At 69.2% G+C, this 13,033-nt stretch carries 11 protein-coding genes; 9 read left to right on the top strand and 2 right to left on the bottom strand.

Translation table 11 applies throughout. The features are described from left to right. The first annotated feature begins 103 nt into the window (after positions 1-103). From KY572_RS19100 to KY572_RS19085, 4 genes are all read left to right on the top strand, one after another. Complete coding sequence (locus KY572_RS19100; RefSeq protein ID WP_224244302.1) at positions 104-841, top strand: glutamine amidotransferase; 738 nt, start codon at positions 104-106, stop codon at positions 839-841. A gap of 14 nt (positions 842-855) precedes the next feature. Further along, the gene (locus KY572_RS19095) at positions 856-1,308 is read left to right on the top strand and encodes a hypothetical protein (RefSeq protein ID WP_224244301.1); all 453 of its coding nucleotides are present in this window, start codon (positions 856-858) and stop codon (positions 1,306-1,308) included. A 14-nt stretch (positions 1,309-1,322) separates the two neighbouring features. Beyond that, positions 1,323-1,772: a hypothetical protein gene (locus KY572_RS19090; RefSeq protein WP_224244300.1), complete on the top strand. Its 450-nt coding sequence runs from the start codon at positions 1,323-1,325 to the stop codon at positions 1,770-1,772. Positions 1,773-1,867: 95 nt separating this feature from the next. Beyond that, complete coding sequence (locus KY572_RS19085; RefSeq protein ID WP_224244299.1) at positions 1,868-3,097, top strand: AI-2E family transporter; 1,230 nt, start codon at positions 1,868-1,870, stop codon at positions 3,095-3,097. 14 nt (positions 3,098-3,111) lie between these two features. On the opposite strand, the gene KY572_RS19080 is transcribed toward KY572_RS19085, so the two are convergent. Next, positions 3,112-3,423 (bottom strand): hypothetical protein, encoded by a 312-nt coding sequence (locus tag KY572_RS19080; RefSeq protein WP_224244298.1) that lies wholly within the window; start codon positions 3,421-3,423, stop codon positions 3,112-3,114. Between the two features lie 14 nt (positions 3,424-3,437). Then, positions 3,438-5,057: a transcription termination factor Rho gene (gene rho, locus KY572_RS19075; protein ID WP_224244297.1), complete on the bottom strand. Its 1,620-nt coding sequence runs from the start codon at positions 5,055-5,057 to the stop codon at positions 3,438-3,440. A gap of 520 nt (positions 5,058-5,577) precedes the next feature. Here rho and KY572_RS19070 point away from each other — a divergent pair. The 5 genes from KY572_RS19070 (at position 5,578) to KY572_RS19050 (ending at position 12,985) form a co-directional block, all read left to right on the top strand. Next, positions 5,578-6,549, top strand: a complete 972-nt coding sequence (locus tag KY572_RS19070) for a hypothetical protein (protein WP_224244296.1) — start codon at positions 5,578-5,580, stop codon at positions 6,547-6,549. 307 nt (positions 6,550-6,856) lie between these two features. After that, positions 6,857-8,872, top strand: coding sequence for an NAD-dependent DNA ligase LigA (gene ligA, locus KY572_RS19065; RefSeq protein ID WP_224244369.1), 2,016 nt, complete (start codon positions 6,857-6,859; stop codon positions 8,870-8,872). A 13-nt stretch (positions 8,873-8,885) separates the two neighbouring features. After that, the gene (locus KY572_RS19060) at positions 8,886-9,170 is read left to right on the top strand and encodes an acylphosphatase (RefSeq protein ID WP_224244295.1); all 285 of its coding nucleotides are present in this window, start codon (positions 8,886-8,888) and stop codon (positions 9,168-9,170) included. Then, positions 9,167-9,613 carry a DUF3052 domain-containing protein gene (locus KY572_RS19055; protein ID WP_224244294.1) on the top strand — a complete coding sequence of 149 codons (447 nt, stop codon included), beginning with the start codon at positions 9,167-9,169 and terminating at the stop codon, positions 9,611-9,613. Before KY572_RS19060 ends, KY572_RS19055 begins: the two co-directional genes overlap by 4 nt. Before the next feature lie 537 nt (positions 9,614-10,150). Further along, positions 10,151-12,985 (top strand): Rne/Rng family ribonuclease, encoded by a 2,835-nt coding sequence (locus KY572_RS19050; protein WP_224244293.1) that lies wholly within the window; start codon positions 10,151-10,153, stop codon positions 12,983-12,985. Positions 12,986-13,033: the final 48 nt, after the last annotated feature.

Raw genomic sequence — 13,033 nt, 5'->3', positions numbered from 1 at the left:
GCCCGGGCGACAGAGCGCCGAAGCAGCGGGCACCGACTCAGGATCGGCGAAGAACGGTAGGGACGGCCCACAGGGGCGGCAACCCAGGGCGGAGACAGGTGAGATGAAGAACGTTCTGTTGCTGAAAGCAGGGGAGGCCGCGGCCTCGGTGCGCCTCTCGGTGGGCGACTATGACCGGTGGTTTCTACAGACCCTGGGACTGTCCGGTTATCGATTCGACATCCTCCATGCGCATCAAGGCGCGAAGCTGCCAGGGGACGCGACGGGCTATGACGCGGTGATGATGACGGGCTCACCGCTGTCGGTGACGCGACTGGAGCCATGGATGGAGCGCGCGGCGGCACTCATGGTGGATGCGGCGGAGCGGAACATCCCGGTGCTCGGGGTGTGCTTCGGCCACCAGCTGCTGGCGCACGCCTACGGAGGGTGCGTGGTGCGCAACCCCCTGGGCCGGGAGATCGGCACCGTCCAGGTGGAGCTGACGCCCTCGGGCCAGGCGGATCCGCTCTTCCAGGGGATGCCCTCCAGCGTCGCCGTGCAGGCCACCCACGAGGACATCGTCCCCGAACCGCCCGAGGGCACGGTGGTGCTCGCGGGCAACGCCAACACGGCCGTCCAGGCGCTGGCCTTCCGGCCGTGCTCTCGCGGTGTGCAGTTCCATCCGGAAGTCCAGCCGGACGCGATGCGAGCGCTCATCCAGGCCCGGGCCGAGCGGCTGGAGGCGGAGGCCACCGCGCGCGGCGTGCCTCCCGGAGAGCGGGTGCCCCGGCTGCTCGCGGGCATCACTCCGACGCCCTACGGTCGGCAGATCCTGGTCAACTTCCTCGAGTACTTCACCTGACGACGAGGTTCCCCGTGTCCAAAGCCCTGCTCCTCGTTCCCCTCCTCCTGCTGCTCTCCTGCTCCGATGATGACGACTGCGCCAAGACGCCGCTCTGCGAGGAGGACAAGGCCCTCAACTGCGAGCGCTCCTGCTCGGTAGGCCCCTGCTCCACCGGCTTGAACACCGTGGAGTGCGGCGCGGCGGCCACCTGCGAGCTCGTCGTCGGAGAGACCAGCTCGCCGCGCTTCTTCCGCTCCCGGGCGCTGTGCGTGGAGGAGGGCTCCGCCTCCTGCGATCCGGACACCGCGGGCGCTCCGGTGTGCGAGGGGCAGGGGCTCATCATCGGCTGCAGCGGCTACAAGCGCGTCATCCGCGCCTCGTGCTCGCAGGCGGGCCTCTACTTCACGAACTCCGACTGCTGCCGCACGGGCAACCCGGGCGACGGCGGCGTGCCGGACGGCGGCTCCCCGGACGCCGGGCCCTGAGCTAGGGTGGGAAGATGCCCTCACGCTGGGACTATCTATTCGAGGCGAAGCCCATCCCCGTGATGGACCACCTGCTGGAGGAGGTGGCGAAGCTGCTGGCCAAGGATCTGTCCAAGTGGCCGCCTCCCGTGCAGGAGCTCGATCTGGACGTCGGCGGCACGTTCGCGCCCCTCTTCCTGGAGCCCACGCCCCAGCCCTCGCCAGCCGTCTATGACGAGGCGCTGCGGCTGTCGCGCTGGGAGCTGGCGCGCGAGTTCGACGCCTACGACGACTACATGCGCAACAAGCGCTACCTCGAGCGGGGCCTGGCGCCCACCGATCGCCTCACCCTGCTCTTCCTCAACCGCTGGCTGGTGGAGCAGATGCTAGGGCTGGGCGAGGCCACCGAGGGCCGCGTGAAGCGCCCGATGATGCGGCAGATCCTCGACAAGCTGGAGGCACGGCTGCGCCGGGTGCAGCTGTAGGAGCGCCAACGATACGAGGACAGGGCGGCCGAGGGCGCGAGGCCGGGTGTTCGAGCCTTGTAGGCGGGGGGAGACCTCTGCCATAAGCCGCCCTCATGCTGCCGCCTCTTGATGCCACCGCCCCCACCGAGCGCCGGAAGCGGCTCATCATCCTCGCCTGCCTGTGGGGAGCCATCGCGCTGGTGCTCATCGCCTTCCGCTCGGTGGTGATGCCCTTTGCCGGCGCGGCGCTCATCGCCTATCTCGTCCAGCCGTTCGTGGGGCGCATCACCCGCGTGCGGGTGGCGGGGCGGCAGATCCCTCGCTGGGTGGCCATCCTGCTCATCTACGCCCTGTTCTTCGTGGGCGTGTACCTCTTCTTCATCGCGCTGGTGCCGCAGCTCTACCGCGAGCTGGCGCGCATCAGCCGGGACGGGCTGGCCTTCGTCAACTCGCTCACCCCGGAGTACCTGCAGTCGCTGGCGCACCGGGCCGAGGAGTGGCTGAGCAGCTACGGCATCCCCATCGAGCTCTCGAACCGGGGGGTAGAGGGAGCGGGCGAGGGGGCCGGGGCCTCGCTCAGCTTCGGGGTGGACATGGCGCAGCTGCTCAAGGACAGCGCGGCGCGGCTGGCGGTGCTGGTGCAGGAGAACCTGGGCAACATCGTCGGCGTGTCGCGCGCCATCATCGGTGGGGTGCTGGCCGGCATCTTCAGCCTGTTCTTCATCCTCATGGTGGCCGCGTTCTTCTCCATCGACGCGCAGGCCATCCGGCACTACTTCGGCACCCTCATCCCGCCCGAGTACTCCACCGACGCGCGCGTGCTGCTGGAGCGCATCGATCGCTCGCTGTCCGGCGTGGTGCGCGGCCAGGTGACGATCTGCCTGGTGAACGGGACGCTCACGGCCATCGGCCTGCTGCTGTTCGGGGTGAAGTTCGCCTTCCTGCTGGCCACCATCGCCACCTTCTTCAGCCTCATCCCCATCTTCGGCACCATCATCAGCTCGGTGCCCATCGTGCTCATCGCGCTGGCGGACGGCTTCCAGAAGGGCGTGCTCATCCTGGCGTGGATCATCGGCATCCACGCGCTGGAGGCGTACTTCCTCAACCCGAAGATCATGGGGCAGGCGGCGCGCATCCACCCGGTCATCGTGGCCTTCAGCCTGATCGCCGGGGAGCGCCTCTACGGGCTGGTGGGCGCCCTGTTCGCGGTGCCCATCGCGGCCCTCTTCGTGGCGTGCTTCGACTTCGCGCGCCTCAAGGCCCAGCCGTCGCTGGCAGAGAGCGCCGTGCCGGCGGAGAGCCCCGCGCCCGCCGTGCTGCCCGCCCCGCCGCCGGCGCCCTGAGGCGCCTCACCGCGCTACTGGCAGGCCGCGGAGCAGCGCGAGTCCCGACACACGGCGATGCAGCGCCCGCAGTCGATGCTGGTGGGCGTGCACGTCCCATCGCACCGGACGTTGGCGCAGTTGGGCGCCTCGGAGACGTGCGTGGGGTTGGTGCCCTCGCCACAGCAGCCGTTGGGCGCGCAGTCGCTGTCGCGGTAGCAGACCTTGTCGGAGAGCCCGAGGGGGATCTCCTCGATGGGATCGATGGGCTCGCACCCTGCCCCCGCGAAGCCAACCGAGACTCCCAACACGAGAGCAGCCAGTCGTCCAAAGCGAGGGCGGGGCATGCGGAGCCTCCTGATCAGCGGTTCATCGAGCCGAGGAAGTCGGTGTTCGACGGCGTGGGGCGCATGTGCTTGAGCACGAACTCCATCGCGTCGATCGGCGTGAACGGGTGGAGCACCTGCCGCAGGGCCGTTATGCGGATGAGGTCGGCCTGGGTGAGCAGCAGCTCCTCCTTGCGCGTGCCGGACTTGTTGATGTCGAGGCACGGGAAGATGCGCTTCTCGAAGAGCTTGCGGTCCAGGACGATTTCCGAGTTACCGGTGCCCTTGAACTCCTCGAAGATGACCTCGTCCATGCGGCTGCCGGTGTCGATGAGCGCGGTGCCGATGATGGTGAGGCTGCCACCCTCCTCGATGTTGCGCGCGGCGCCGAAGAAGCGCTTGGGCTTGTGAAGCGCGTTGGCGTCCACACCACCGGAGAGGATCTTCCCGGAGGCGGGCACCACCGTGTTGTAGGCGCGCGCCAGGCGGGTGATGGAGTCCAGCAGGATGCACACGTCGTACTTCTGCTCGACCAGGCGCTTGGCCTTGTCGATGACCATCTCGGCCACCTGCACGTGGCGCGTGGCGGGCTCGTCGAAGGTGGAGGAGACCACCTCGCCGCGCACGCTGCGCTCCATGTCGGTGACTTCCTCCGGGCGCTCGTCCACCAGCAGCACCATGAGGTAGACGTCCGGGTGGTTCTTGGCGATGGCGTGCGCGATGTTCTGCAGGAGCACCGTCTTACCGGCCTTCGGCGGCGCGACGATGAGGCAGCGCTGGCCCAGGCCGATGGGGCAGAACAGGTCGATGATGCGCGTCGTCATCTCCGACCCCTCGTGCTCCAGCTTCAGCTTGCGCGTGGGGTAGAGCGGCGTGAGGTTGTCGAAGAGGATGCGCTCGCGGGCCGCCTCGGACAGCGGGTCCACGAAGTTGACGCGGTCCACCTTCTGCAGCGCGAAGAAGCGCTCGCCCTCGCGGGGCTGGCGGATGGGGCCGGTGACGGTGTCGCCGGGCCGCAGGTTGAAGCGGCGCACCTGCGACGGAGAGACGTAGATGTCGTCCGGGCTGGGCTGGTAGTCGCTGTCGGCGCTGCGCAGGAAGCCGAAGCCGTCGCTGAGCAGCTCGAGCACGCCCTCGGCGTGGACCTCGAAGCGCTTGTCGGCGATGCCGGAGAGCAGCGCGAAGATGAGGTCCTGCTTCTTCAGGCCCTGGTAGCCCTCGATGTTGAAGTCGTGGGCCATCTTCGCCAGCTCGGTGATCTTCATCCGCTTCAGGTCATTGAGCTTGATGACCTGCATCGGGGCGCCATCGCGAGTCACCTCGGTGACGGCGGGCATCTCCGAGGCCTCGGGAGCGGCGGGAGCGGCGGCGGGCTCGGCGGCGGCGACGGCGCGAGCCTCCTGGAACTCCTCATCGCGCACGGGGCGCGGCATGGGAGTCAGCACGGGACGGGGAGCCTCGGCGGCCTCCTCGGTGGCCTCGGCCTCGGGAGCCTCTTCCTCCTCGGTGCGGCGGGAGGAGGTGCGGCGACGCGCGGGGCGCTCGGGCTCCTCTCGATCGGTGGACTTGGCCGTCTTGCGGGCGCGCTTGGGGCGCTCCTCTTCGGCGGGCAGATCGGAGTCAACCTTCTCTTTGGTGGAACGTGCTTTGCGCATGATGGGGGAAGCGGTGCTGGGGGGCGTCCGAGGATTCGAGCGCCTGGCTGTTTGCGGGAGATTTCGCGGGGTGCGAGAAGGCACCGTCCTGGCGACACTGAGCGACTGCCTGAGTCCTTCAGAGGACCGTGGGAAGTCGAAGGGTGTTGGGAGAAAGGGCACCAGGGGAACCCTGACGCCTTGAAACCGCTGGGCAGGTTATTGACGCCCCCTGGGGCTGTCAAGGCGTCGTTACCTCGCCTGCTTCCTGAAGTCCTCCAGCAAGCAGGTGGTTCCCAGGGTTGGAACAGGGCAACCCGCCCATTCCTTCCCGAATTCGAGATTCCGTTTGGAGTACACGCGCTCCAGTCATCTATCGGGAGTCGAGAACAAGCAGAGGCTCGCCAGCCGATTGGCAAACCGTGCAGATATGGTGGCGCATCCATCGCCGAGGCCACACCTGGTGCCTGATTCGAGCGGTTCGCCCCAAACCCGCCCTGCCTCCACGCCACGCCTGACTCTTCGAGCCATGGGGTGTGGCGTGCTCCTCCTCGTCCCCGCGTGTGCCGGACTCCTTGCCTGGTTGCTGCTCCGCACCGCGCCGCTGATCGATCGGCTGGTGAATGAGGCCCGAGCGATGGAAGGCGCTGTTCGCCCGCGCCCTCCTCATGTCTCCCCACCCTCTCCGGGCACCTTCGCCGTGGAGTTGGCGGCCCTGGAGACCCGCATCCAGGTAAGTGAGGGCCACGTCCTCGAAGCCGTGGATACCTGCATGGATGCGCTGGCGCTGAGCCGAGACCTGAGCCTCGGCGGTGGGCTGCATGGCAGTCAGCTCTCCGCGAGCAGCCAGCAGCTCGTCTATCGGCCCTGCGCGGAGGCACTCGACGCGGCTCCCGTGGAACGCAAGCGCCAGGCGCTGACACAGCTGGCTCGACTCCGGGAGGGCATCGCGCCTCCTTCCGCCGTGCTGCGAGAGGAGTCCGTCTTCCGCCAACTGACCATCTTCGGTCCGGACTTCTTCCCGCCCGAAGCGATCTCCAGACTGTCCCCCGCCGCCCGGAAGCTCGTGGATGTCCACGGCGGATGGTCCTTCTTCACCCATCGCATCGGCCATCCGCTGCTGCGTCGGTACGTCTGGCGACGAAACTCAATCCTGTTCGATCGCATGGTGGCCGTGGCGGACCTGCCACCTGCCGATCGCCAACGGGCTTTCACCCGCATCGATGCGGACCATGCGCTCCTTGCTGGCTACCCGGGCACGGAGAGCGCCGTGCAGTACCACCAGGAACTGGCGCACCTCGAACCGCAGCGCCTCCAAGCTCTGGCGCTCATTGCGCTCGTCCAGGTGGACATCGCCCGAACCGAGCAGGGTCACTGGCCCGCCACGCTCCCGGCCGAGCCAGCGAGCCCCCTCTCGCTGAACCCCATCGGTGAACGAGAGGCCCGCCTGACTCCCACTGACGCTGCATCCGCGGAGCACGCACTGACCATCACCGCCGATACAGGCCGTTGAGCAGTGCACCCCTCGGCCGGGTGTAGGTGCGAGTACACCCGACTGGCGGACGGTTTCCATCCTACGTATCGGGTGGGGCCTTGCAAGCCGTTCCGGCATCCCGGAGGATTCGCCCTACCTCATGGCGGCAGCCTCACTTTCCAACCTGCCACGTCCTGCGTCAGAGCCCTCCGCGGCCCTCCCCGAGCCCCTCTGGAGCGGGCGCGTCGAGGCTTGCGCGGAGCCTGGGAAGATCGCCATCCTCGCGCCCAATTGGACCGGGGATGACGCATTCCTCCCTCGCCCCGGTGAGGCTCCATTCGTGGATTTGAAGACCGCCGAGAAACGCGCGCGCGAGCTCCGTGAAGAGCTGGCCCACCACAACTATCGCTACTACGTCCTCGACTCCCCCGAGGTCAGCGACGCCCAGTACGACAGGCTCATGCGCGAGCTCCAGGAGCTCGAGGGCAAGCACCCCCAGCTCGCCACCCCGGACTCCCCCACCCAGCGCGTGGGCGGCGAGGCCGCCGAGAAGTTCGAGAAGGTCGTCCACCGGGCGCCCATGCTCTCGCTGGCCAACGTCTTCAATGACGAGGAGTTCTCCGACTTCCACGAGCGCATCCGCAAGCTCGCCGGCGTCTCCGACGTCACCTACGTCTGCGAGCCCAAGCTGGACGGACTGGCCATCACCCTGCGCTACGAGAAGGGCGTCTTCGTCCAGGGCGCCACGCGCGGCGACGGCACCACCGGCGAGGACGTGACGGGCAACCTGCGCACCATCCGCAGCCTGCCCCTGCAGCTGCTGCCCCAGGACGGCGCGAAGGTGCCGCCCGTGCTCGAGGTACGCGGCGAGGTCTTCATCCGCAAGCAGGACTTCAAGAAGCTCAACGAGTCGCGCGAGGAAGAGGGCGAGCCGCTCTTCGCCAACCCGCGCAACGCCGCGGCCGGCAGCCTGCGCCAGCTGGATCCGAAGATGACGGCCTCGCGGCCGCTCTCCATCTACCTCTACGAGTACGTGCCCACCGAGGGCATGCCCTCCTTCAAGACGCACACCGACAAGCTGGAGCACCTGAAGCAGCTCGGGCTGCCGGTCAACCGCCACGTGCGCGCCAAGGGCCTGGACGGCGTGCGCGCCGAGTACGAGGCCTCGCGCAAGGGCCGCCACGAGCTGCCGTTCGAGGTGGACGGCATGGTGGTGAAGGTGGACGACGAGGACCTGCGCCTGCGGCTCGGCCAGGTGTCCAAGAGCCCGCGCTGGGCCGTGGCCTACAAGTTCCCTCCCGAGGAGGAGTCCACGGTGGTGGAGACCATCGAGGTGCAGGTGGGCCGCACCGGCGCCCTCACCCCCGTGGCCCACCTCAACCCCGTCAAGGTCGGCGGCGTCACCGTCTCGCGTGCCACCCTGCACAACGAGGACGAACTGCGCCGCAAGGACGTGCGCGCCGGCGACACCGTCTTCGTCCGCCGCGCCGGAGACGTCATCCCGGAGATCGTCTCCGTGGTGCTCTCCAAGCGCCCGGCCAAGGCCCTGCCCTACGAGTTCCCCAAGAGCTGCCCCGTCTGCGGCGCCAAGACGGCCAAGGACGAGGAGGGCGCCATCATCCGCTGCACCGGCGCCTCGTGCCCCGCTCAGCTGGTGGAGAAGATCCGCCACTTCGCCTCGCGCACCGCCATGGACATCGACGGCATGGGCGACAAGCTTGCCTCGCAGCTGGTGTCCAGCGACCTGGTGAAGACGTTCGCGGACCTGTACGCCCTGGACAGGAAGAAGCTGCTGAGCCTCGAGCGCATGGGCGAGAAGAGCGCGGAGAACCTGCTGGCCGCCATCGAGCGCTCCAAGCAGACCACGCAGCGCCGCTTCCTCTACGCGCTGGGCATCCGCCACGTGGGCGAGGCCACCGCCAAGGCCCTGGCCGAGTCCTTCCCGGACGTGCGCCAGCTCTACTCCGCGGACAAGGAGGCCATCACCCGCGTCAAGGACGTGGGCCCCACCATGGCCGAGGTCATCTACGCCTTCTTCCAGGAGCCGCAGAACCGCGCCGCCATCGACGCGCTGCTCGCCGCGGGCGTCACCCCCGCCCCGCCCCAGGTCGCCACCGGCGGCCCCTTCGCCGGCAAGACGGTGGTGCTCACCGGCGGCATGTCCGGCATGTCTCGCGAGCAGGCCAAGGAAGAGATCGAACGGCGTGGCGGCAAGGTGGCTGGCAGCGTGTCCAAGAAGACGGACTTCGTGGTGGCGGGCGAGGACGCTGGCAGCAAGCTGAAGAAGGCCCAGGAGCTCGGCGTGCGCATCCTGGATGAGCAGCAGTTCTTGAAGCTCCTCCAGGGCGAAGCCCGGGGCTGAGGAGGCCGGTACCATGGGCATGCGGCGAGCCACGCTGCGCATCCGCGGCAAGGTGCAGGGCGTCTTCTTCCGGGAGAGCTCCCGCGTCGAGGCCACCCGCCTGGGCCTCACCGGCTGGGTGCGCAACCGAGACGACGGCTCCGTGGAGGCCGTCGCCGAGGGCGAGCCCGCCGCGCTCGAAGAATTCATCCGCTGGTGCCACCGGGGCCCTCAGGCCGCGCGCGTGACGGACGTCGAGCGCTCGGACGAGGAGCCCACCGGTGAGTTCCGTACCTTCATCGTGGAGCGCTCGTCATGACGTCGTATGGAATGGGCTCGCTGCCTGTGATGCTCGGCATCCGCGCCGGCTCCAAGGTCTCCGTCATCAACCCCCCGCGCGGCTTCGTCCAGCGCCTCAACCCCCTGCCCGACGGCGTCGAGTTCCTCATCACCGCCCAGTCCGGCCTGGACGTCATCCTCTTCTTCACCTCGGATGCGCACGAGCTCGTCCAGCGCCTGCCTGCCCTCTCGAGGGCCATGGCGCTCACCGGCGGCATCTGGATCTGCTGGCCCAGCGGCGAGGGCATCAAGAGCTCGCTGTCCGAGGAGTTCGTCCGCCATGCCGCGCTCGACATCGGCCTGGTGGACAACAAGATCTGCCTCATCGACGAGACGTGGACCGGCCTGCGGCTGGTGCGCCGGCCGCGCGGCCGCATCGACAAGCCGGAAGGGCGCAAGCAAGCGCCTACTGCCCAGGCCTGAAACCCAGGAAGCCCGGAACGACCTGTGACATCGGGTGGACATTCTCCACTTCTCGGCTTTACACGGCCGTCAAAGGCGTGAAAAACTCCATGTGTTTCTGGATGGTTGTGTGACGCCCCGCGTCGGCGGGACGTTTCGGTCCAGGTGACTTTTTGAGACGGGTTGCGTTCCCGGACTTCACTGGGCGCGCCGGCTGCACCGAAAACTCCTGTCGCCCCCCCAAGGCGCCCGCGGATGGGCTCCGACCGGGTGTGGAGGGCAGGAGCGGACAGCCCGCGCGAGCAGGAGGCCCGGAACGCTCATGAAGAAGGCCTCGCCCGGTACGGTGCCGGTGGTCGCGAGGCGCAATGAACTCAGAGGAGCAGACGGTGTTCCCCTCCACCCCCACCCCCGAGACGAGAGCAGCAGCAGGCTCAGCCGAGGCGGACGGGTGCAGGGCAGCCCCCTGCCCTCTCGCAGCGCGCGTGGAAGCGCGAGGCCTCGTCGCCTCCCGTCCGGTGGGGCACGCCCGTCCGCGCGCGCGTCCAGGATTCGCCCATGGGCAGCATCCTCGTTATCAACGCCTCGGGTCGGGAGACCCGGGTCGCCCTCGTCGAGGGCGGCCACATCGCGGAGTTCTATCTCGAGCGTAAGAAGGACAAGGGCGTCGTCGGAAACATCTACAAGGGCCGCGTCGTCCGGGTGCTCCCGGGCATGCAGGCGGCCTTCGTGGACATCGGGCTCGAGAAGGCCGCCTTCCTCTACGTCAGTGACGTCGTCTACGACCCGGACTTCGCCCGCTCCCAGTTCGAGCTGACCGAGGGCGAGCACGAGGACTTCCCGGATGTGCCCTCCGAGGTGGAGGCCGAGGCCGCCGAGGCCGCCGCGGGCCACGATGAGCCCACCACCGCGGAGGTGGAGCTGGAGGTGCAGGAGCTGGCGCCCGGCGAGCTGGCTCCTCCCCAGGGTGAGCCCGTCACCGCCGCCCCCGCCGAGCCGTCCGCTCCGGCCGCCGCGGCCCCTGCCCCCGAGAGCGCTTCGAGCGCGAGTGGTCTTCCTCCCATGGAGTCGGGTGTCATCGCCGCGGCCGCGGTGATGACCATGCCTCCTCCGCCTCCCGCGGAGAGCCTGGAGGCGGCTCCGGCCGCTGCTCCAGCCGAGCCTCCCGCGGCTCCTGCCCCCGTGGCGGCGCCGGTCGAGAGCGCTCCCGTAGCCGCGGCCCCCGAGGCTCCGGCCTCCGCGCCTGCCACCACCGAGACTCCTGCCTCCTCCGTGGCGGCCGCTGCCGAGGCCACCGCTTCGGCGTCCGCTCCCGAGCAGGCCGCCGCGACTGCGGCTGCCGAGGGTGTGCAGGCCGCCGAATCGCAGCCCGCGCCTCCGCCGCACGCGGCCACCGCGCTGGGAGAGATCATCCCTCCGCCTCCGCCGGCCGAGGCCCTTGCCGCGGCGCCTCGCGCCGAGGTGGCGACGGGGGAGCGCCGCGCGCCTCGCGAGGGTCGTGAGGGCCGGGATGCCCGGCAGCGTGGGGACCGGGAGAAGGATCGCGACTCGCGGGACAAGGACAAGGGCCGCCGTCAGCGCGACGAGCAGCGCCGCGACAAGGAGGAGAAGTCCAAGTCGCGCAAGAGCTCGCGCATCGAGGACCTGCTGAAGGTGGGCCAGGAGGTGGTGGTCCAGATCTCCAAGGATCCCATCGGCACCAAGGGCGCGCGCCTCACCTCGCACATCTCCATCCCCGGCCGTCACCTGGTGTTCATGCCCACGGTGGACCACGTGGGCATCAGCCGCCGCATCTCCAACGAGAAGGAGCGCAAGCGGCTGCGCGAGATCGTCGACCGGCTGCGCCCGCCCGGGACGGGCTTCATCGTCCGCACCGTGGCGGAGAACGTCCCGGTGGAGAAGCTCGAGAGCGACATCCGCTTCCTCATCGAGGTGTGGAACCAGGTGGTGCGCCGCAACGAGAAGCGCGGCGGCCCGGGTCTGCTCCACCCCGACCTGGACCTCATCCTTCGCGCCACGCGTGACCTGTTCGCGCACGACGTGGAGAAGCTCGTCGTGGACGACCGCGAGGAGTACGAGCGCATCCTCGCCTTCGTCACCGCGCAGGACCCGCTGCTCAAGGACCGCGTGGTGCTCCACGATGGCGACGAGCCCGTGTTCGACGCCTACGGGATTGAACAGGAGATGCACCGCGCCACCCAGCGCAAGGTGTGGCTCAAGAGCGGCGGCTACCTGATCATCGACCAGGCCGAGGCGCTCACCGCGATCGACGTCAACTCGGGCCGCTACGTCGGCAAGAAGAGCCTCGAGGAGACGATCACCAAGATCAACGTCGAGGCGGCCAAGGAGATCGTCTACCAGCTGCGGCTGCGCAACATCGGCGGCATCATCATCTGCGACTTCATCGACATGGAGAAGGCGCAGAACCGCGACAAGGTCTTCAAGGCGCTCCAGGAGGCGCTGGGCCGCGACAAGGCGAAGACCAACGTGCTGAAGATCTCCGAGCTGGGCCTGGTGGAGATGACGCGCAAGCGCGTGCGCGAGTCCATCGGCCGCGTGCTCCACGAGGACTGCCCGTACTGCGACGGCAAGGGCTTCGTGAAGACGGCCACCACCGTCTGCTACGAGATCTTCCGCGAGATTCGCCGCGAGGCCCCCGGCTACAAGGACTCCACGCTCGTCATCAACTGCAGCGCGGAGGTGGCCCGGCTGCTCCAGGGCGAGGAGCGCCAGGAGCTGCGCCACCTGATGGACCGCTACAACAAGTCCATCCAGGTCAAGGCGCAGCAGAACTACCACCGCGAGCAGTACGACATCTACGGCCGCTCCGCGCAGGGCCCCGAGCACAAGGTGGCCTCGTCGCCGGGCTCGGGCGATGGAGAGCTCTCCCTGCAGCGTCGGCCCGAGAGTCCGGGCCAAGGCGATCGCTACCGCCAGGACCAGGGGCGCAGGGGCGGCGGCCGGGATCGCGACCGCGGTGACCGCGGCGAGCGCGGGGAGCGTGACCGTGACCGTGGCCATGGCGAGCGCGGGGAACGGGGAGACCGTGACCGCGGCCATGGCGAGCGCGGGGACCGGGATCGCGACCGCGGCGGCGACCGGCGTGAAGGGCGGCGCTCGGATCGAGACCAGAACCGGGGTGACCGCAACCGGGGTGGCGAGCGTGGCGGAGAGCATCGCCGCGGCGGAGACGACCGCCGAGGCGAGGACCGTCGCGGAGGCGGGAGCGAGCGCCGAGGCGAGGAGCGCCAGGGTGGCGAGCAGTCCCAGCGGCAGCAGCCGCAGCAGGCGCCCGCCAGCACCGAGTCCCCCTCGGGCGGAAGCACGCCTCCCTCCTCCTCGGGTGGAGGCAACGGCGGGGGCGGCACGTCGGGCGGGGGCAGCGAGTCCTGACCCTGTCCGCCGGGAAGGAGCTCCGTCTGCCGGGCCAGCTGTCCGGCA

Origin of the sequence: Hyalangium gracile (assembly GCF_020103725.1) — a bacterium.
Taxonomy (GTDB): domain Bacteria; phylum Myxococcota; class Myxococcia; order Myxococcales; family Myxococcaceae; genus Hyalangium; species Hyalangium gracile.
This window is presented reverse-complemented; position numbering and strand designations above follow the sequence as displayed.

Coding starts and splice junctions, on each gene's coding strand:
- KY572_RS19060 (WP_224244295.1), top strand. CDS start 8,886: ATGGGCATGCGGCGAGCCACGCTGCGCATCCGCGGCAAGGTGCAGGGC.
- rho (WP_224244297.1), bottom strand. CDS start 5,057: ATGCGCAAAGCACGTTCCACCAAAGAGAAGGTTGACTCCGATCTGCCC.
- KY572_RS19085 (WP_224244299.1), top strand. CDS start 1,868: ATGCTGCCGCCTCTTGATGCCACCGCCCCCACCGAGCGCCGGAAGCGG.
- KY572_RS19055 (WP_224244294.1), top strand. CDS start 9,167: ATGACGTCGTATGGAATGGGCTCGCTGCCTGTGATGCTCGGCATCCGC.
- KY572_RS19050 (WP_224244293.1), top strand. CDS start 10,151: ATGGGCAGCATCCTCGTTATCAACGCCTCGGGTCGGGAGACCCGGGTC.
- KY572_RS19100 (WP_224244302.1), top strand. CDS start 104: ATGAAGAACGTTCTGTTGCTGAAAGCAGGGGAGGCCGCGGCCTCGGTG.
- KY572_RS19090 (WP_224244300.1), top strand. CDS start 1,323: ATGCCCTCACGCTGGGACTATCTATTCGAGGCGAAGCCCATCCCCGTG.
- KY572_RS19080 (WP_224244298.1), bottom strand. CDS start 3,423: ATGCCCCGCCCTCGCTTTGGACGACTGGCTGCTCTCGTGTTGGGAGTC.